18 protein-coding genes are annotated in these 18277 nt (G+C 63.6%); 12 read left to right on the forward strand and 6 right to left on the reverse strand.

Annotated features, from left to right (window positions below):
• Nucleotides 1-6 precede the first annotated feature (6 nt).
• Together CQ012_RS01005 and CQ012_RS01010 are read right to left on the reverse strand one after the other, a co-directional pair.
• Nucleotides 7-1428 (reverse strand): GntP family permease, encoded by a 1422-nt coding sequence (locus CQ012_RS01005; RefSeq protein WP_105661201.1) that lies wholly within the window; start codon nt 1426-1428, stop codon nt 7-9.
• Nucleotides 1429-1687: 259 nt separating this feature from the next.
• Nucleotides 1688-3394 (reverse strand): AMP-binding protein, encoded by a 1707-nt coding sequence (locus CQ012_RS01010; protein ID WP_105661202.1) that lies wholly within the window; start codon nt 3392-3394, stop codon nt 1688-1690.
• Between the two features lie 756 nt (nt 3395-4150).
• On the opposite strand from CQ012_RS01010, the gene CQ012_RS01015 reads away from it, so the two are divergent.
• From CQ012_RS01015 to CQ012_RS01025, 3 genes are all read left to right on the forward strand, one after another.
• Nucleotides 4151-4399 (forward strand): type II toxin-antitoxin system Phd/YefM family antitoxin, encoded by a 249-nt coding sequence (locus tag CQ012_RS01015; RefSeq protein WP_105657720.1) that lies wholly within the window; start codon nt 4151-4153, stop codon nt 4397-4399.
• A gap of 87 nt (nt 4400-4486) precedes the next feature.
• On the forward strand, nt 4487-4597 hold the full coding sequence (locus tag CQ012_RS17960; protein WP_353615991.1) for a type II toxin-antitoxin system YoeB family toxin: 111 nt from the start codon (nt 4487-4489) through the stop codon (nt 4595-4597).
• Between the two features lie 663 nt (nt 4598-5260).
• Entirely contained in the window at nt 5261-6130 is an 870-nt protein-coding gene (locus CQ012_RS01025; protein ID WP_105661554.1) for a VOC family protein, read from the forward strand.
• A 77-nt stretch (nt 6131-6207) separates the two neighbouring features.
• Here CQ012_RS01025 and CQ012_RS17965 read toward each other — a convergent pair whose 3' ends face one another.
• Nucleotides 6208-6999, reverse strand: a complete 792-nt coding sequence (locus CQ012_RS17965) for a CatB-related O-acetyltransferase (RefSeq protein ID WP_105661203.1) — start codon at nt 6997-6999, stop codon at nt 6208-6210.
• Between the two features lie 78 nt (nt 7000-7077).
• Nucleotides 7078-8886 carry a glycosyltransferase gene (locus CQ012_RS01035; RefSeq protein WP_105661204.1) on the reverse strand — a complete coding sequence of 603 codons (1809 nt, stop codon included), beginning with the start codon at nt 8884-8886 and terminating at the stop codon, nt 7078-7080.
• Between the two features lie 358 nt (nt 8887-9244).
• Between CQ012_RS01035 and CQ012_RS17815 the strand changes: the two genes are divergently transcribed.
• Entirely contained in the window at nt 9245-9373 is a 129-nt protein-coding gene (locus tag CQ012_RS17815; RefSeq protein ID WP_286134218.1) for a hypothetical protein, read from the forward strand.
• Between the two features lie 118 nt (nt 9374-9491).
• Here CQ012_RS17815 and CQ012_RS01040 read toward each other — a convergent pair whose 3' ends face one another.
• Nucleotides 9492-10499 (reverse strand): ABC transporter substrate-binding protein, encoded by a 1008-nt coding sequence (locus CQ012_RS01040; protein ID WP_105661205.1) that lies wholly within the window; start codon nt 10497-10499, stop codon nt 9492-9494.
• 253 nt (nt 10500-10752) lie between these two features.
• On the opposite strand from CQ012_RS01040, the gene CQ012_RS01045 reads away from it, so the two are divergent.
• From CQ012_RS01045 to CQ012_RS01055, 3 genes are all read left to right on the forward strand, one after another.
• The gene (locus CQ012_RS01045) at nt 10753-11700 is read left to right on the forward strand and encodes a FecCD family ABC transporter permease (protein ID WP_286134219.1); all 948 of its coding nucleotides are present in this window, start codon (nt 10753-10755) and stop codon (nt 11698-11700) included.
• Nucleotides 11697-12752, forward strand: coding sequence for a FecCD family ABC transporter permease (locus CQ012_RS01050; protein WP_105661206.1), 1056 nt, complete (start codon nt 11697-11699; stop codon nt 12750-12752). Before CQ012_RS01045 ends, CQ012_RS01050 begins: the two co-directional genes overlap by 4 nt.
• A gap of 63 nt (nt 12753-12815) precedes the next feature.
• The gene (locus tag CQ012_RS01055; protein ID WP_105661207.1) at nt 12816-14552 is read left to right on the forward strand and encodes an HNH endonuclease signature motif containing protein; all 1737 of its coding nucleotides are present in this window, start codon (nt 12816-12818) and stop codon (nt 14550-14552) included.
• Between the two features lie 46 nt (nt 14553-14598).
• Here the strand turns inward: CQ012_RS01055 and CQ012_RS01060 are convergent, their stop codons facing one another.
• Entirely contained in the window at nt 14599-15228 is a 630-nt protein-coding gene (locus CQ012_RS01060) for a LysE family translocator (RefSeq protein ID WP_105661208.1), read from the reverse strand.
• 250 nt (nt 15229-15478) lie between these two features.
• Between CQ012_RS01060 and rpsP the strand changes: the two genes are divergently transcribed.
• The 5 genes from rpsP to rplS all read left to right on the forward strand — a co-directional run bounded on the left by rpsP (nt 15479) and on the right by rplS (nt 18269).
• A complete protein-coding gene (gene rpsP, locus CQ012_RS01065; protein WP_105657730.1) occupies nt 15479-15889 on the forward strand; it encodes a 30S ribosomal protein S16 in 411 nt (136 codons plus the stop codon).
• Nucleotides 15890-15891: 2 nt separating this feature from the next.
• Entirely contained in the window at nt 15892-16134 is a 243-nt protein-coding gene (locus CQ012_RS01070) for an RNA-binding protein (protein ID WP_038991490.1), read from the forward strand.
• Nucleotides 16135-16288: 154 nt separating this feature from the next.
• On the forward strand, nt 16289-16831 hold the full coding sequence (rimM, locus tag CQ012_RS01075) for a ribosome maturation factor RimM (RefSeq protein WP_105661209.1): 543 nt from the start codon (nt 16289-16291) through the stop codon (nt 16829-16831).
• A gap of 3 nt (nt 16832-16834) precedes the next feature.
• Nucleotides 16835-17659, forward strand: a complete 825-nt coding sequence (trmD, locus tag CQ012_RS01080) for a tRNA (guanosine(37)-N1)-methyltransferase TrmD (protein ID WP_105661210.1) — start codon at nt 16835-16837, stop codon at nt 17657-17659.
• Nucleotides 17660-17909: 250 nt separating this feature from the next.
• On the forward strand, nt 17910-18269 hold the full coding sequence (gene rplS, locus CQ012_RS01085) for a 50S ribosomal protein L19 (protein WP_105657733.1): 360 nt from the start codon (nt 17910-17912) through the stop codon (nt 18267-18269).
• Nucleotides 18270-18277 lie beyond the last annotated feature (8 nt).

Here is an 18277-nt window from a genome sequence, read left to right on the forward strand (position 1 = left end):
GTCGCGCTAAATGAAGATGTTGAGGATCATGACCATTCCAAGGGCCACGATGGATGCGACCGACACGCCTACGCTGACGGTCTTCAGCGCACCGCGCACGGTCTGCCCGAACAACGACTGCAGGAGCCAGAAGGTGTTCGAGGTGACATGGACCATGAACAGCGCTCCGGAACCTGCCGCCAACGCGATGAGCACCGGGTCGATGCCCAGGCTCGGGGCGATCGGTGCCAAGAGGCTTGCCGCAGTAATCCCGGAAAGGGTCACCGAGCCAACGGCAATGTGAAGCAGGGCCGCGATGCCCCAGACCACTACCAGTGGTGCAACGGTGCTGGCCGAGAAGAACTGGCCCATGATGTCGCCCAATCCAGCCGTGGAAACCGTGGCTGCCAAGGAGCCGCCGACACCGGTCAGCAGCAGGATCTGCCCGCTTTCCCTGAACCCGCTGGCCACGCCGCGGTCAATCGCCTTCTGGCCGATGGTGTAGCGTGCCACGGCGATCGTTCCGACCAGGCCGATGAGCAGGGCAACTACCGGATTGCCGACCAGCTGGATCCAGCTGGCCTCATAGCCGAGGATTTCGGCCAGCGCGCCGCTGGCGATGAGCAGCAAGGATGCGAGCAGCGGCAGGAAGAGCAGGAACAGGGGCGCCTCGCGGCGCTGCCCGGTCTGCACCGCGGTGGCCGCGGCGGCCGTTCCGGCGTTGCCGGTGCGTGCCGCATCCTGGCCGGTCCCTTCGCCGCGCTCCAGCTTGCGGGTTCCCGGTGTCGGCTCGTCTTGCGCCAGCAGCTGCTCATCGCTCTCGGCTTTCCAGAAGCCGCGGTCGAAGAAGAAGGACATGATGGCGACGGAAATCAAGACCGTGGGCACGACGACCAGCAGGCCGAAGATCAGCATCTTGCCCAGGGGAACTTCAAGCATGCCGGCCAAGGCGACCGCGCCGACGCCAGGAACCATGAGGACGATGCCGACCTCGCCGGCGATGGCCATGGCCGTGGCAAAGCGCGCGGTTCCGTGCTTGCCGATTTTCGGCGCCATGCGCCGGGCCAAGGGGGCCGCGATGACCAGCAGCACATCGAGGAAAATGGTCTGCAACGCGGTGCTGACAGCCAACGCCATGGTGTATGGCAGTCGTTTGGGGCCGAAGGTGTTCAGCAGGTGCTCGACCAGGCGGCGGATGGCGCCGGTCTCATTGAGGATGGAACCCATCAGCACGCCGAAAGCCACCAGGAGTCCGACTTCCACCATGATGTCGCCGAAACCCTGGGTGATGGTCTCGATGGTCTTGGTGACTCCCAAGCCGGTGGATAGGCCCAGGTAGAGCGAGCCAATGACCAAGGCGATGACTGGGTTGACCTTGAATCTCACGATAAGCACCACGGCGGCAAGCACGACCACCGCGGTATTTATCAGAATCGCGATATCGGACATGTTGGATCCGTTCTAGAGGAATCGGGGAGCAGTGTGACATAAGCCACGGCATAAGAACTCATAGTATGAGTGTCAGCTCACGATGTAAACTATTGGCTTCTTAAGCGGGAAACCTCTGGAAATAAACCCGATGCGAACCCTGGCGGCTTGACGCGAGGAAGGGGAGTAGCGATGGGCTGGCGAAAGTTTCGAGGGAAGAGAAAAATCCAGGGCGCCTGCCGAAGCCATGTCCGGAACGCGCCCTGGATGCTCGAGGTCTCTACCCCTTGAGATTCGGGAAGTCGGTGTCCCTGTATTCGGTGCCCGCCGGGGCGCCGGCGCGGTGCCGGTCCTCTTCAGCCTGGCGCAGCTCCACCCGTCGGATCTTGCCCGAGATCGTCTTGGGCAGGTCCGCGAATTCCAGCCGGCGGATGCGCTTGAAGGCCGAAAGGTGCTCGCGGCAGTAGGCCAGGATCGATTCGGCCAATTCCGGTCCGGGCTCATGCCCGCCGGAAGTGACGATGTAGGCCTTGGGCACCGTGAGCCGCAGCTCATCCGGTGCTGGAACGACGGCCGCTTCGGCCACGCCCGGATGCTCAATCAGAACCGATTCGAGTTCGAAAGGGCTGATCTTGTAGTCGCTGGATTTGAAGACGTCATCGGCGCGCCCCACATAGGTCAGGACGCCGCGTTCGTCCCGCTCGGCGATATCCCCGGTGTGGTAGACCCCGTCCCGGAAGACCTCATTGGTCTTTTCCTCGTTCTCGAAATAGCCTTTCATCAGCCCCAGCGGGCGCTGGGCGGTGACCAGGCAGATCTCGCCCACATCGCCTTCTTCCCCGGTGGCCGGATCGCGCAGCACGATCTCGTAGCCGGGCATCGGGCGCCCCATGGCGCCGATGGTGATGGGCTCTGCCGGGGGATTGGCGATCTGCACCGTGGTTTCGGTCTGCCCGAACCCGTCGCGGATCACCTGCCCCCAGGCCTTGTGGACCTGGTCGATGACCTCTGCGTTCAGCGGCTCGCCGGCCGAGACCAGTTTCTGCGGCGGATGCTCCAGCGCACCGAGGTCGGCCTGGATGAGCAGGCGCCAGACGGTCGGCGGCGCGCAGAAGCTGGTGACCTGCTGGGCGTCCATCTGGTTCATCAGGGCCACTGGATCGAAGCGGTCGTAGTTGTAGATGAAGACCGTCGCTTCGGCGATCCACGGGGTGAAGAAGTTGGACCACGCGTGCTTTGCCCAGCCCGGCGAGGCGACGTTCAGGTGGACATCGCCTGGTTCGAGGCCGATCCAGAACATCGTGCTCAAGTGCCCGACCGGATACGAGGTATGCGTATGCTCGACCAGCTTGGCCTTCGAGGTGGTGCCGGAAGTGAAATAGCGCAGCAGCGTTTCATCGGCGCGGGTCGGGTGCTCCAGGGCGAAGGCCGCTTCTGCCGAGGATGACTGGGAGTAGTCGAGGATTCCGGCCGGCGGCTGCCCGCCGATCTGGATCAGCGTGTAATCGCCCGGCACCGATTCGAACTTGGGGATTTCGCCCTCGTTGGTGACGACCCATTGGATATGGCCGCGGGCAATGCGGTCGGCCAGATCGGTGGGCGTCAGCTGCGTGGTGCAGGGGACCATGACCGCACCCAGCTTGATGCCTGCCAGCATCGATTCCCAAAGCTCGACCTGGTTGCCCAGCATGATGGCGATTGAATCCCCGCGCTTGATGCCCTGGTCGCTGAGCCAGCGCGCAAGTTGGGTGGACCGGGTTGATAGTTCTGCCCAGGTCCGCTGGGTGCAGCTGCCGTCGGATTCGGCGATGACCAGTGCTGGGCGCTCGGAGCGCTGCGGATCCCGGGCGACGTGGTCGAACCAGTCGAAGCCGAAATTGAACTCGGTGAATTCCGGCCATGCGAACTCGGCGCGAGCCTGGTGGTAATCCTCCCTTAGCTCCAGGAGACGGTCACGGGCTGCTCTGAATTCTTCGGTAACGCTCACAACTAACCTTCCGTAGCTCTGGGTAAACCACCAAAACCCAAGGTGAGGTGGATCACCAGTCAATATACTTGGAAGTCCTAGCGAGTGGCAGATCGCCACCGATATAAAACCGGGCCACCCCATGATGACCGTGCAAAGTCGGACTGAATCCCGGTCCCTGGTTACGCGGTGGCCAGAGCCCAGCTAGCAGTTTGTTCCCGATATCCCGTCTGCAGCCGCGGCGTGTGGCCTTGCATTATTTCTGGGGTCCGACTGCCCGGATGCAGGCTTCTTCGTTGTTGGCCTTTGAGGTCTTCGGCCAGGGCTGTTAATGCTGCATTTCCAGGGCAGTGGTTTTACCGATCCTCGCGGATGCAACCCGTACGCCGGGGCAACGGCATGGAATGCAGTGGCTGCAGTGTGGCCCGGGGCCGCTGCGGAATCTGCCTGATCGGCGAGCTCGTCTGCCTGTTCCATTGTTGTCGCATCAGCGGTTTCGCTTGCGACCGGAGTAGTTGAAGCGGGTAGAAACGTGCTGTTGATTGATCTGGATCCACGAGCAGTCCAGACCTATCCTCTATTAAGTGCCGACGAAGAAATGGGACTGGGTGACCCATGGTTAAAGCCAAGCGGCTTTGTCCGGGCAGCCCATTTTCCGTGAAATCTGAGTATCAACTGCGATGCCCCATGGAAACAGGGATCGGGTTGCACTTGGGGATAGAGTCTCTCGAAGACGGCTAGAAGTTGTACCATATCCAGTACTGACCAAGGAGGGGCATGGCAATCACAGCGAGTGAGGCGCGCCGCGATCTTTTCGGCTTGATCGAACGAGTCAATCTTGACCGTGCCGAAGTGGAGATCTTGTCAAAGCGCGGATCTGCAGTCCTCATGTCAAAAGATGAGTATGACTCTCTGGTGGAAACGAGCTACCTTCTGCGCTCGCCGAGGAATGCGCTCCGCCTGCTTGCTTCGCTGGAAGCGGTACGCGGTAGCCAAGTGTCCGAGCGTGGACCTATTGATCCCTGAGTGAAAGACTGCTGACCTGGACGGCTGCCGGCTGACTATTTCCACTGGCAGACCCAAGATCGCAAAACGCTCAGGCGCATCCATGCGTTGATTGAGGCTGTGCTGCGCTGTGACCCATTTGAGGGTATTGGCAAGCCTGAACTGTTGAGGCGTACCCTGGCTGGCGCGTGGTTGCGCCGCATTGATGAAGCTAATTGACTGGTCTATATTGCCGATGATCGCGCGGTGGCAATCCTGCAGGCCAGATACCGTTAGTGAACGGTTTCAAGCATTCGGTCGCCTGGCAGGCGTGCGTTGTCGCGGCGCTTCGAGGGGAACGCGCGGGCGATATCTCTATTGATGGGCAGATCGCTTCCAGGGACGGCCGCAAGGGTCCGGCACGCATGGTCCGTGCGGGGCACGTTGTAATCCCAAGCTGACTCTTTGTCCTGCCGGCAGGGCGTGCTCAAGATATTCGGCAGCCGCTGGCCCGAGGCATTTGACCCCATTGCCCGGGTGAATGGCTTCGGGGATGTCGATGTTCAGCAGCTGGACTCGAGTTTCTGCGCCCGCCACCTTGGCATCCATGGTGTCGCCATCGCCATCGGCAACCCGGGTGGCCGTACCGCGATTCTCCGATCCGCCACTGCTGGTGAGTTCTATGGCACTGGCAAACAGCGACCCTGCCCCGCAAGGAAATCCGGATGGCCTTCGTAGTTTTTGCAGCGGGGTTCTTGGTGTGCGAGCAGGGGAGGCTAATGCCATCCCCGGAACAGAATTCGCTGTGATCGGCTGAACATCCCAATTTCATTGAAGCATCAAGTAATTTGCGATAGGCTGTTAATCAATAAGGAATCGATGCACTTGGAAAAGGAGCTTGCCATGTCAGTACTCCAGCAAGACAAACTAGCGGCCACCACCCGCATGAACGCAGTCCAGCTCAAGGTCGGCGACATGAAAACCATGAGCGAGTACTACCAGAAGGCCCTGGGCCTTGAAGTGCTGGCCGAATCAGCCGAAGGCACCCGCCTGGGCCGCGGAACCCAGGAACTGGTCAACCTGCAGAACGCGCCAGGACTGCAGCTCCCATCGCGCAACGAAGCGGGCCTGTTCCATACCGCGCTGCTCTTCGACACCAAGGCTGATCTGGCTGCGACCGTCCTGTCGGCAGCCCAGTTCGACCAGAGCCGCTTCGTGGGCAGCTCCGATCACCTGGTATCCGAAGCGTTCTACTTCACCGACCCGGAGGGCAACGGCATCGAGCTGTACTGGGACCGCCCGCGCGAGACCTGGAGCTGGAGCGGCGGCGAGGTGGCCATGGACACCATCTACCTGGATCCGAACAAGTTCCTCAATGAGCACCTGACCGAGCAGTCCATTGCCGGACAGCGCAAGGCCGCCGCGGATGTAGGCCACGTGCACCTGCAGGTGGGCGATGTCGCAACCGCCCGCCAGTTCTACGTCAGCACCCTGGGCTTTGACGAAACCACCACCCTGGGCGAGCAGGCACTGTTCGTCTCGGCTGGCGGGTACCACCACCATATGGCCATGAACGTCTGGAACTCGCGCGGAGCCGGCCCGCGCAAGGACACGCTGGGGCTGGGCGAAGTGCTGATCAACGTCCCGACCGAAGAAGAAGTGGGCAAGCTCGCCGAGCGGCTGGCCTACGCCAAGGTGGCAAACCACCACACCGGAGCCGAACTTCGCTTCCGGGACCCCTGGAACAACGAACTGCGCGTCGCCGTAGGCTAACGCGGATCCGGCACACCGAGGCTTCATTGCCCCGGGCGCTCGCCGAATCGGCGAGCGCCCGGGGGCACTTCCTGTCTTCACCCGGTTCCGGTGCCCAGGGCCTCCAGGTGCTCGGCAATGGTCTTGGCGGTCAAGGGCCTCGTCTGGAATGGCCGCACAGTCCCTGCCTCGGCCTGCTCGAGCACCTGCTGGGCGAAGGCGGCCGGGTTGGCCACGTCCAGGTGGGTCAGGTTCTCCGGGGCGTACTGCCACCACTGCGATGCCTGGAGGGCCTGGACGGTCGGCGCATCGAAGCGGTCGCGGATCTTCTTGGCCGGCAGGCCGCCGACCACGGTGTACGGCTCGACGTCGCTGGTGACTACGGAATTCGAGGCGATGACCGCGCCGTCGCCGATGGCGACCCCATGGCCCAGCGTGACCTTTTCGCCGATCCATACATCGTTGCCGATGGAGATCTTCCCCGGCGTGTAGCCGTACTTCGTCGTCCCCAGTTCCGCGCCGTGATCAGCCGCGTAGGTGCGCATCAGCAGCCGCTGGTTGTAGAACACCGGGCTGGTCGATGCCCACTCCAGGGGGTGCTTGGCTCCCATGACCGTCATGCCCTTGGCGATCGAGGTGAACCGTCCGACGCTGATGGCCTTGTTGAGCTTTGAATGGGTGTAGGAGAACGCGCCCATGCGCGGAAGGGCTGTTCCGCTGGTTCCCCAGAAGGTGGTGTAGGGATCCAGCGCGAGGTCTTCCTGGTAGCTGATCCACGCCTCGGGATTGCAGGTGCTTCCGGTGTCCTGGAAATCCTTCATGCCCGGAACCGTCATCAGGATCCGGTGGCTTTTGAGCAGCGGTCGCAGTTGGGACATCTGAATTCGCATGCGATCGACTTTATGGGACCGGACTTGGAGAATTGTCAGCAAGTCCCGAACGCGCGCTGGATGCGAGCTGCTGCCCGGCTACTGCTTGGGGCGGAAGGAGAGGTTCTTGTGCGTGGTGAAGTACGGCAGGATCATTGTTTCGGGCAGACCCAGGCGCTTCATTTCCATGGCCTTGCCCACGCGCAGGCGCAGGTTCACGTCCACCGCCGCATCCTGTTCCTGGGTCTCGCCCAAGAGCTGCGGCTCCACATCGAAGACCGCCAGCTGCTCGTCCACACTGCTGCTGGCCACGGCCGCGATTTCTTCCTTGCTGTCCCGATTGACGAAGACCAGCTCGAAGGTTGCCGGATCGGGCAGGTCTTCGACGTGGGCCCGATGCTCCACCCGCACCTGCAATCCCTGGCCGTCAGGGAAGTCGACGCCCCGCAGCCTTGCTTCGAAATGCGGGACGCGGTTCTTCGCGCCGAGCTTCTTGAGCATCTTCGCTATGGACATGGTGTCCTCCCAAAGTGAGACTAGATCGCGGGCTTGGTACTCGCTGGCAAAAGTGCGGGCCTGCTGCGACATCCGGGCGGCCAGGGCGGGATCGTCCATGAGCTGCTGCACCCGGTTGGCCATGGCCTGGATATCGCCATGGCGGACCAGGAAGCCGTTATGCCCATCGGTGATGCTGTCGGCAGGGCCGAAGTTGATGTCGAAGGACACCGGGATGCATCCCTGGGCCTGGGCCTCGAGGATGACCAGCGCCTGGCCCTCGTTGGTCGAGGTGAATAATTGGGCCGTGCAGGAAGCGAAGTGCCGGGGGAGCTGGTCGGAGTAGCCGTGGAAGATCACCGACTCGCGCAGGTCCAGCTCGGCGGCCCGTTCTTCCAGCGCGGCGTGTTCGCTGCCCTCGCCCACAATGTGCAGGGTCGGCCGCTTGCCGCGAAGGACCAGCTCGTGGAGGACATCCAGGGCGGCGGCTACGTTCTTGTTGGGGGTCAGCGAGCCGGCCACGATCAGGCTGGTCGAGCTGCGTTCCGGTACCGGCGGTTGCACGGTGGACGGGTTCAGCGGGTTGGGGATGACGAATGCCGAGTCGGCTTCGCCGAAGCGGTCGACATAAGCCTGGCGCTGGGCCTGGGTCAGGAAGACGAAGGCATCCCAGTTGGAGCGTTCTTCGATGATGGGCCCGTGGCCCTTGGAGAGAAGGCCGGTGGCAAGGTCCTGCCCCTTGGCCACATGGATGCTGTGGAACGCGAACACCTTGGGCACATGCACCGGTTTCCAGGAAGCGAGCATGGCCGCGGTGTACTTGCTGTCGATGACCACCAAGGAGTTCGGATGGTCGACGATCTGCGACAGCCAATGGCGGTAGAACGACGCCGCGCTGGGGAAGCGGGCCACCAGGGTTCCGTTGCGGTCAAAAGCCTCAACGATGCGGCGGGCCTTCCCGTCGTGGAACTTCATATCGGACAAGAAGGCGGTGCCATCGGCCCGGTAGTACGTGGTCTTCTTGATCCCGCCTTCGGGGCCGGCAACGCTGTGCTCGCAGAACAAGGCGGCGTCCTGGCCAGGGTGGTGGACGGACTTGCGTACCGTGAAGTCCAGGCAGGCCGGTTCGGCCTTCCGCTCGGGGATGCTGGCCTGCGGCTGCAGGTCATGGTCCGCCAGGTGGAGGTAGGGATTGAGCACCCGGACCGTGGGCGAAAGCTTGCCGCGCGCGACGAGTTCCTCGACAATCTGCGGGAGCTGTTCGTTGGGGCCGAAGGTCACCACCGCGGCAGAACCGTGCCGCTGGGCGAAAGCGGCCGCGCGCTGGGTGCAGACGGTGGTCATCCCGCCGAATTCGCGCTCAAGCTTCCACGTGACCATGTAGGCGTCCAGCTGCTGTTCCCTGATATCCACGGAGAATGATCCTTAGTTTGACCACGGAAAAGTTAATTTCGCGCGAGGATATGCAGTTCCTCGCGCCAAGTTCCAGACTACGCGGTGAAGCTAGGCGGGCGCTGGGAAGGCGCCGTCGTGTCGGTCTCGATTTCCCTGATCTGCACCGCATGGCAGGCCCAGTGGCCGAAGAAGCCGCCAACGCGGATTCGAACGTATCCTCGAAAACGCCATGGCGCTCGCCGAAAGCCGTGGGAGAATCGCCGGGAAGGCTCCAGCCCTTGCTCTTCGGTGCGAAACTTCCTATGGTTCAGGTCATGGGGTACTCTCCCCACATTTGTTGGAGGCGCAGCGCGTCTCCGGTAAAGGACGGCACGTCATGTCGAGCAAATCCCCACGCAAGGGCGAAGCGAAAAAACCAGGCAAGAGCATCAAGGAAAAGCGCGCTGAGAAGCGGCTGAAGCACGCGGAGGTCGCTGTCGATCCGGTGCGCAAAGCTGCCAGATAACCACTGATTGGCACCGGTTCCCGCGCGCGGAGCCGGTAAATGAATCGAGTCCCTGCCTACGGCGAACGACGCCGGGCAGGGACTCGAGTATTTTAATTGCCGGTTTTCCGGGCGCCGCTTAGGGCAGCTGCGGGTCGACCTCGAAGTGCTCGGCGACCTGGGTGATGACCTCGTGGGCGCCCTGCAGCGACACCGAGGAGAGGAAGATCGAGTCGTCGACCTGCATGACCTCGCCTTCCAGCTTCTCCCACAACGGGTTGGAGGTGAACTTGTCTTCCTGGGCGCGCGACGCGTCGCCCTCGGCGCCTTCCGGGGCCCAGGTGGACTGGAAGATCACTTCGGCGTCGGCCTTCAGGATTTCCTCCGGCGACAGCGGAACGAAGATCGACTCGGTGGTATCCGGGGCATCCTCCGGGCGCGGAATGCCCATGTCCACCATGATCTCGCCGATGAACGAATCGGTGGCGTACAGGCGCGCGGTGTCCTCGCCGGCGAAACGGACCAGCGAGTAAGTGGTCTCGGGCTTCTTCGCCAGGATTTCCTTGCCCACCGCGGAGGCGCGGGCCTCGTAATCAGCCACGGCCGTTTCCGCCTGCTCCTTCTTGCCCAAGGCCTCGCCCAGCAGCACCACGTTTTCCTTCCAGGTTGGTCCGGTGGACTCGGAGAAGATGGTCGGGGCGATCTTGTTCAGCTGGTCGTACATGGCGCCCTGGCGCACGTCGGCGGAGATGATCACGTCCGGCTCGGTGGCCAGCAGCTTTTCCAGATCCGGTTCGGTGATGGTGCCGACGTTCACGGCTTCGTCGGTCAGCTCGGTGATGTCCCCGAGGTACTCGGGGAAGGGATTGTTGCCCTTGCGGTATTCGGTGTAGGCCACCAGCTCGGCTCCCAGCAGCATGGCGGCATCCACGTAGGAAGGGTCCAGTGCGGCGACGCGCAGCGGGCGTTCGGCCAGCTCGGTGGTGCCGCGGAAGTGCTTGATGGCCGCCGGGAAGCTGGAATCGGCTTCCGCGGTGGCGGCGGTTTCTGCTGGCTCGGTGCTCGGGGAAGAGCTGGCGCAGGAGGACAGGGCCAGTGCGGCCGCGGCCAGGGCGGCGCTCAGGGCGAGAATGCGGGGAGTGTGCATGCGAGTGCTTTCCATGAAGGTGATTGACTAATTAGCGCATGATGTATTTTTGCTTGCCCCACTTAGGCAAGGGTAAGCTTAGCGCGCGAGAAGAACAGTAGCATGGATCCGGCCGTCCTGGTCAAGGTCCTGCGACATCATTGCTTCGCATATCCTGCACGCACCCGCCGCGCACTCCGCGGCCCGAGAAAGGCCACCGACCATCGACCGCACCACACCGCGCATCAGCTCGCTGCTGGCCCTGGCCGCCGGCGTGGGCGCCGCCATCGGGCTCAGCCTGTGGATCGGCAGCACCACCTCCAGCTTCGCCGAGCTGCGCCACGCGCTGCTGGCCCCCGACGGCCAGGTCAGCGACATCGCCATCCGCGAGATCCGCTGGCCGCGCACCGTTACCGCGCTGGCTGCTGGCGCCGCTTTGGGGATGGCTGGCACGCTGATCCAGGGCCACACCCGCAACCCGATCGCCGAACCCGGCCTGCTGGGCATCAACCAGGGGGCGGCCCTGGCCATCGTCTCGGTCGCCGCTTTCACCGGCCCGCTGCCGGCGTGGACCCAGGCGCTGCTGGCCCTGGGCGGAGCGCTGCTGGCGGCCCTGGTGGTCTTCGGCATCGGGCGCATCGACGGGCGCGGGGGATCGCCCATCACCTTGCTGCTGGTGGGCGCCGCGGTCACCGCGCTCTGCGCCGGAGTGGTCTCGGCCATCGTGCTGCTGAGCGAGGCCGCCCTGGAAACCCTGCGCTTCTGGCAGGTCGGCTCCGTGGTCCAAGGCTACGAATCCTTCTTGTCGCTGTGGCCGCTGCTGGTGGCCGGCACCGTGCTGGCGCTGGCCAATGCCCGCGGGCTGAACGCGCTGACCCTGGGCGAGGATTCCGCCCGCAGCCTCGGGGTCACCGCCCTGCATGCCCGCGGGCTGGGGCTGGCGGCGATCGTGGCACTGTCCGGGCTGGCGGTCACCCTGGCCGGGCCGATCGCCTTCCTGGGCCTGCTGGTACCGCATATTTCCCGGCGCATCTTCGGCGCCGACTACCGCTGGGTGATTCCCGGCTCGGCGCTGTGCGGCGCGCTGCTGCTGTGCGTGGCCGATGTGCTCGGCCGCATGCTGGCCCGCCCCGGGGAACTGCCCGTGGGCGTGGTCATCGCGCTGCTCGGTGCGCCCTTCTTCATCTACGTGGCCCGGCGCCGCAAGGCGGTCACCGTATGAGCGCCCCGGCGATCCGCACCCCCGCTTCCGCGGTGCGCGCCCGGCGCGCTGTGGCCACCGGCCTGATCCTGCTGGCCGTGGCCCTCGCGGCCTTCTGCCTGCACCTGGCCATCGGGGGCACCCCGATCGCGCTGGGCGATGTAGTGGCCACGCTCTTCGGCGCGGCCCCGGATCCGCGCACCGAGCTGTCGATCATCGAGTTCCGGCTGCCGCGCAGCGTGGCTGCGGTGCTGGCCGGGGCCGGCTTCGGAGTGGCCGGGGCGCTGACCCAGAACGTGGCGCGCAACCCGCTGGCCAGCCCCGACATCCTCGGGGTGACCAACGGCGCGGCCCTGGGCGCAGTGGCCGTGCTGGCCCTGAGCGTGCACGCCGACGGGCGTTCGGAACTGCTGGTGCACTACGGGCTGCCCATTGCCGCCACCTTGGGCGGCTTGCTGGTCTCGACCCTGGTCTTCGCGCTGGTCTGGCACAGTTCCCTGGAAAGCAACCGGCTGGTGCTGGTGGGCCTGGGCTTTTCCGGGCTGTGCGCCGCACTGACCTCCTGGATGCTGACCCTGGGAGAAATCTACAACGCCCAGCAGGCGCTGACCTGGCTGGCCGGGACCATCAACGCGATCTCCTGGGCCGACCTGGCCTTCGCGCCGGTGGTCATCGTGCTGGGACTGGCCGCGGCCGCGCTGCTGCGCAACCAGCGCGAGGTGCTGGCGCTGGATTCGGATACCTCCCGCGCGCTGGGCATGAACCTGGGGCGCGACCGGGTCCTGATGCTCGGCATCGCCTCGCTGCTGGCCATCGCCGCGACCGTGATCGCCGGGCCGCTGGCCTTCGTTGCGCTGGCCAGCGGGCATGCCGCGCGGCTGGTGGCCCGCGGCACCATCCCGCCGGTGCCCCATGCCGCGCTGATCGGGGCGATCTTCGTGCTGCTGGCCGACCTGGTTGCGGCCCGGGCTTTCCCGGTGATCCTGCCCGCCGGGGTGGCCACCGCGGTGATTGGCGCCCCGTACCTGATCTTCCTGGTCATCCGCCAATCCAAGGTCCGCCAACGCGGCTAGCGGTTTATCCACAGTTGGCGATGGCTGCCAGCTCGGGCCTCTGGCCGCGCCCATGATGGGTCCATGGGCATCCACCAGCTAGCCGCAGCGATCCAGATCCTGCGCGAATCCATCACCGGGTCGCTCCCGCGCGGAGCGATCCAAGTGCTCCTTGAGCTGATGGCTTCCTGCTGCGCGCTGCTGGCCAAGCTCTCCTGCACCCTGCGCGAGTCCGATGACCCGCGGGTGGCGGCGGGGCATGCACGGCTGATTGAAACGCTCTACCGCTACACCCTGCGGGAGCAATTGCACTGCGCTATCCATCTCGAATCAACCGGCGCCCACCTGCTGGAAGACGATGAGCTGGCGGCCGTTTCCGCATCGCGGACCAGTTACGACCGCCCCGCCCGCCAGCATTCAGGCCGCGCCCACTACCAGAACACCGGCGACTTCCTGGCCAGCTGGCTGGGGATCAACGCCCATGAGGGGCAGCACCGGGTGAATGACGCGCACCTGCTCATCGCCCGGCGCCTCATGGATGGCAGCACCGCCGCGCCGCGCTTGTCCCAGCTGGCCAGGCTCTACGCCGAAGCGCCGGACCTGGACCCGCGGCTGATTGCCCGCACGGCCCGCGCACTGGACAAATTCGAGCCGGCTGACACGAGCTTCCAAGGCCGGCCGCTGGAATCGTCCGCCCGCGATGAACAGGGCCAGCTGCTCGATCACCAAGCCGCCGTGCTGCTGCAGGAACCTGACCGTGCCACCCGCGAGACCCAGCTCGCGGCAATGCTTTCCGCTGAGCGCAGGGCCCGCAAGCAAACCAGGAACCCGGCACCCGGCATCTATCCGCGAGGCACCGTGGGCGACTGCGACAAGTACGAGCTCTACATCGCCGGGACCCAGCGCGAGGAATTCCGCTCCACCCTGGCCCAGGCCGATAACCCGCGTACCAAGGCAGGCAAAGCCGCCCGTGCCGCCAAATCCGGTTCAAGCGCTGCCCCTGATGATGGCCAGAACGCCTCAGAGGACCAGCAGGAAGCGGATCCCGGGGCAAATGCCGGGCAATCAGCCACCGACGACCTGTTCAGCAGCAAGGAACCACCACCGCCATGGGCCCAGGACGGGCACGGGGAGGAAGAATCCTTGTCCGGAGCGCAGCAACAACCTGACAAGCTTGTTGATGAGCAGGAAACGCGCGGCGCAGGCGGAGCAGGCGAAGGCCTCCAAGCGTCCCTGCTGCTTGGCGATGGGGAGGTTCCGGTGGCCCAGCGCCGGCTCAACGCACTATTGGCCGCGCTGAGAGGGCGCACGGCAGGTGCCGCGCCCAATGGAATCATTCCAAGGATCGGCATCCATATCCAGTTGCGCGATCCGCAGGATCTTGGAGATCCGGCCAAGCTTCGCGCCACCTCCGACCACGGGGTGAAACTCGATTCCGCGGACACCGCACAGCTGATCTGCCAAGGCGAGATCTACCGGGTGGTCTTCGGACCCGATGGGCAACCGCTGGATGTAGGACGCAAGGAACGCTTCTTCACGGATGCAATGAAGCGCGCAATTTTCGCCCGCGACCGCGGATGCATCGTCCCGGGATGCACCGCACCGCCTGAAATGCTCGAATACCATCACGACAACTGGTGGGAACGTGGCGGGTGCACTTCATCGCGCAATGGCAGCTGCCTGTGCCGGAGGCACCACCATGCCATTCATGCAGGATTGCTGACCCTGGTTACCGTTGGGGGACTGGCTCACATCCTGCTGCCCAAGCACCTGGACCCGATGCAGGTACCGCGAAGAAACAGTGTTCCGGTGGCCGCCTGAGCACCCGGAGCCGCGAACTGCTGCACCTGCCGGCGTGGCCAAGATGCTATGGGCGCGAGAGCGCAACTTTCAGTCCGAACCCGATCAGCACTGTCCCGGTGATCCGGTCCATCCAGGACACCGACTTCGCTGAGCCCAGCCAGCGGCCAGCGATCCGAACCCCGTATACCAAGGCCACTGCCCACACCAGGGTCAGTGCAACATGCACCGCCGATAGCCCCATGCCCATGAATAGGGCGTTGGTGCCCGCCGGGGTGAACTGCGGGATCGCGGCGATATAGAAGACGCCGATCTTCGGGTTCAGCACGTTGGTCACCAGCCCGGTCAGGTAGGTTCGATACCTGCTGTGCGATACCGGGACATGGATCGTGGCCAACTGCTTGCCCCGCAGGCTCCGATGGATCATCTGCCCGCCCAGGAACACCAGATAGGCTGCGCCGGCATAGGCCAGCACCTGGTAGGCCAGGGATGAGGCGGCCAGAATTGCCGAAGCTCCCGCGGCCGCGGCCACACCCCAAACGAATACTCCCGTGCAGATCCCCAGCGCCGCCAGCAGCGCTTCACCGCGTCCCCGGGCAATGGCCGATCGCAGGATCAGCGCGGTATCGACACCCGGAATCAACGTCATCAGGGCGGCAACTATACTGAAACCCAGCAAGGCGGAAGCAACGGTCATGCACTCAATGCTAGAAGCTGCAGCTGGGCGCAGGCCCCAGGGTGAGCAAGCTCATGATCTTCGCCCGACGCGCGGGGCCAATTAGAGTTGGCCACCGCGCACGCTCTCTGGCATAATTGCAGGGTACTCGATTCGCAGTGGCCCCTCTCTCCGCTATGAGTCCTGTCCTTTTAGAATCCGACCAGTAAGGCCTGCCCCACAGGTGCTAAAAATTGGATTCGACCATGTTGAGAAACAGGAGACCACAAAAGTGGCCGTAAAGATTCGTCTGAAGCGCTTCGGTAAGATGCGCGCACCTTTCTACCGCGTTGTCGTCATGGACTCGCGCGCTAAGCGCGATGGCCGTGCCATCGAGGAGATCGGCAAGTACCACCCAACCGAGAACCCATCGGTTATCGAGATCGATTCGGATCGTGCACAGTACTGGCTGTCCGTTGGCGCTCAGCCAACCGAGCAGGTACACGCACTGCTGAAGATCACCGGTGACTGGCAGAAGTTCAAGGGCATCGATGGCCAGGAAGGCACCTACAAGGTTGCCGAGCCTAAGCCAGCATTCGTTGCTCCTGACAAGGGTTCGGTGATCCTCCCAGAGGCAATCACCAAGAAGGCTGAAAAGCCAGCTGCTGAAGAGGCAGAGGCCGAAGCTACCGAGGCTGAGTAACAGTGCTCGTTGACGCGCTAGACCACCTGGTACGCGGGGTTGTCGAGGAACCGGAAGACGTCAAGGTCGCCTTGAAGTCCACCCGCCGCGGCGACCTGCTCGAAGTACGTGTGAACCCTGAGGATCTCGGTCGTGTGATCGGACGCCAGGGACGCACCGCACGAGCACTGCGCACCGTAATGGCAGCGTTGGCCAAGGAGCCGGTACGTGTCGATGTAATCGACACCGACCGTCGCCGAGGCTAAGCAACTTAGAGGTCTGGCTTTTAAGTTGGCTTCGAAACGAAAGGAGTTTCCGTCCTAACTAGTGACGGAAACTCCTTTCGTGTTTACCCCTAGAATTTCCATTCCAGTCTCCCGGCACACGCCACGGAACACAGTGCAGAAAGAGCAGCAGACTATGCGATTGCAGGTTGCCCGCATCGGCAAGCCCCACGGCATCCGTGGCGAAGTCACCGCCCAGGTCATGACCGACACCCCGGAAGAGCGCTTCACCGCTGGCGAAGAACTCATCGTCGTCGACGGCCCTGTCAAGACGCTGACCATCGCCAATGCGCGCTGGAACAAGACCATCCTGCTGCTCTCCTTCAAGGAAATCGCCGACCGCAACCAGGCTGAAACCCTGCGCGGCGCGCGCCTTGAGATTGAAGTTTCCGACGAGCCGGAAGACGACTCGGACGAATGGTACGAGCATGAACTGCTGGACCTGAAGGTCATGCTCGATGGCGAGCAGGTCGGTACCATCACCGCACTGCGCACCAATCCCGCCCAGGACCTGTTGGTCTTCGAAGACGCTGACGGCCAGGAGATCTACCTCCCGTTCGTCGACGAATTCGTCCCGGAGATCGATCCGGAAGCCGGCATCGTGGTCATCACCCCGCCGGCAGGCCTGCTGACCTTGAACAGCGATGAAGACTGCAGCGACGAAGAGGGACAAGAGTAAGCCATGCGTCTTGACGTCATCTCGATTTTCCCTGAGTACCTCCAGCCACTCTCGCTTTCGCTGATCGGCCGCGCCGCCGAAGACGGCATCCTGGATCTGAACGTCACCAACCTGCGCGACTTCACTGCCGACAAGCACCGCAAGGTCGACGACACCCCGTACGGTGGCGGCGCCGGCATGGTGATGATGCCGGAACCATGGGGACAGGCACTGGACGCGGTGCGCCCAGCCGATGCTGGCGGCCCCAAGCCAACCCTGATTGTCCCTTCGCCTGCAGGCGCCGTCTTCAACCAGCAGATGGCTTACGACCTTGCCGAGGAAGAGCATCTGGTCTTCGCCTGCGGCCGCTACGAAGGCATCGATGAGCGCGTCATCGAATACGCGCACGAGAACTTCAACGTCATCCCCGTATCCATCGGCGATTACGTGCTCAACGGGGGAGAAGTGGCCGTGATGGTGATGGTGGAAGCCATCGCCCGGCTGATCCCAGGAGTCATCGGCAACCCGGAATCGCTGGTAGAAGAATCCCACTCGGATGTTCTGCTGGAATACCCGGTGTACACCAAGCCGGCCTCCTGGCGCGGCCGCGATGTCCCCGAGGTGCTGCTCGGTGGCAACCACCAGCGGGTGGGACGGTTCCGCCGCGACGAGCAGATCAAGCGCACCGCAGCGCGTCGCCCCGACCTGATCACGCAGCTGGATGCTGAGAGCCTGAACCGCAGGGACCGCGATGCCCTGTGGCACAGCGGATTCGCGCTCGTTGACGGTGCCATAACCCCCAAGTCCGAATTGGACTGGGCTACCGGCGCTGGCACCGAGAGCGACTAAGAGGCCAAAATCACTCGAAAGCCATTTCGGGCAAACTCGCATCGGCTTCGCTGATACGGCATAATTGTTTCTTGGTGTGTTTTTGTTCGACTCCTGCCGCAGGGGGAAGTTCGAGCCACAGAAGACCGCCGCACCGTTTGCTAGAGGCAATCGGTGGTACAACGTTCCGGGGATTTCACTGGTTTCGACCGGTGTCGGGCCCCGCTACGAGGATTCGGTGACCTGCGGCATTGATCCTAGGAGATGCACTATGCATATTCTTGACTCTGTTAACGCAGCCTCGCTGCGCTCCGACGTTCCAGCCTTCGGCCCAGGCGACACCCTGAAGGTTCACGTCAACATCATCGAAGGCAAGAACTCCCGTGTTCAGGTCTTCCAGGGCTACGTCCTTGGTCGCCAGGGCCAGGGTGTTGGCGAGACCTTCACCGTTCGCAAGGTTTCCTTCGGCACCGGTGTTGAGCGTACCTTCCCAGTTCACTCCCCAATCATCGACAAGATTGAGGTTGTGACCAAGGGTGACGTTCGTCGTGCAAAGCTGTACTACATGCGCGATCGTCACGGCAAGGCTGCTCGCATCCGCGAGAAGCGCGACTTCAGCGCAAAGAAGTAATCTGCGTT

This window comes from Arthrobacter sp. MYb214 (assembly GCF_002979865.1).
Taxonomy (GTDB): domain Bacteria; phylum Actinomycetota; class Actinomycetes; order Actinomycetales; family Micrococcaceae; genus Glutamicibacter.

What these genes read in the sequence shown, in the direction of transcription:
- CQ012_RS01005 (WP_105661201.1), bottom strand. Translation starts at nt 1,428, where the DNA reads ATGTCCGATATCGCGATTCTGATAAATACCGCGGTGGTCGTGCTTGCC.
- CQ012_RS01015 (WP_105657720.1), top strand. Translation starts at nt 4,151, where the DNA reads ATGGCAATCACAGCGAGTGAGGCGCGCCGCGATCTTTTCGGCTTGATC.
- CQ012_RS01025 (WP_105661554.1), top strand. Translation starts at nt 5,261, where the DNA reads ATGTCAGTACTCCAGCAAGACAAACTAGCGGCCACCACCCGCATGAAC.
- CQ012_RS17965 (WP_105661203.1), bottom strand. Translation starts at nt 6,999, where the DNA reads ATGCGAATTCAGATGTCCCAACTGCGACCGCTGCTCAAAAGCCACCGG.
- CQ012_RS17815 (WP_286134218.1), top strand. Translation starts at nt 9,245, where the DNA reads ATGTCGAGCAAATCCCCACGCAAGGGCGAAGCGAAAAAACCAGGCAAG.
- CQ012_RS01040 (WP_105661205.1), bottom strand. Translation starts at nt 10,499, where the DNA reads ATGCACACTCCCCGCATTCTCGCCCTGAGCGCCGCCCTGGCCGCGGCC.
- CQ012_RS01050 (WP_105661206.1), top strand. Translation starts at nt 11,697, where the DNA reads ATGAGCGCCCCGGCGATCCGCACCCCCGCTTCCGCGGTGCGCGCCCGG.
- CQ012_RS01055 (WP_105661207.1), top strand. Translation starts at nt 12,816, where the DNA reads ATGGGCATCCACCAGCTAGCCGCAGCGATCCAGATCCTGCGCGAATCC.
- CQ012_RS01060 (WP_105661208.1), bottom strand. Translation starts at nt 15,228, where the DNA reads ATGACCGTTGCTTCCGCCTTGCTGGGTTTCAGTATAGTTGCCGCCCTG.
- rimM (WP_105661209.1), top strand. Translation starts at nt 16,289, where the DNA reads ATGCGATTGCAGGTTGCCCGCATCGGCAAGCCCCACGGCATCCGTGGC.
- trmD (WP_105661210.1), top strand. Translation starts at nt 16,835, where the DNA reads ATGCGTCTTGACGTCATCTCGATTTTCCCTGAGTACCTCCAGCCACTC.
- rplS (WP_105657733.1), top strand. Translation starts at nt 17,910, where the DNA reads ATGCATATTCTTGACTCTGTTAACGCAGCCTCGCTGCGCTCCGACGTT.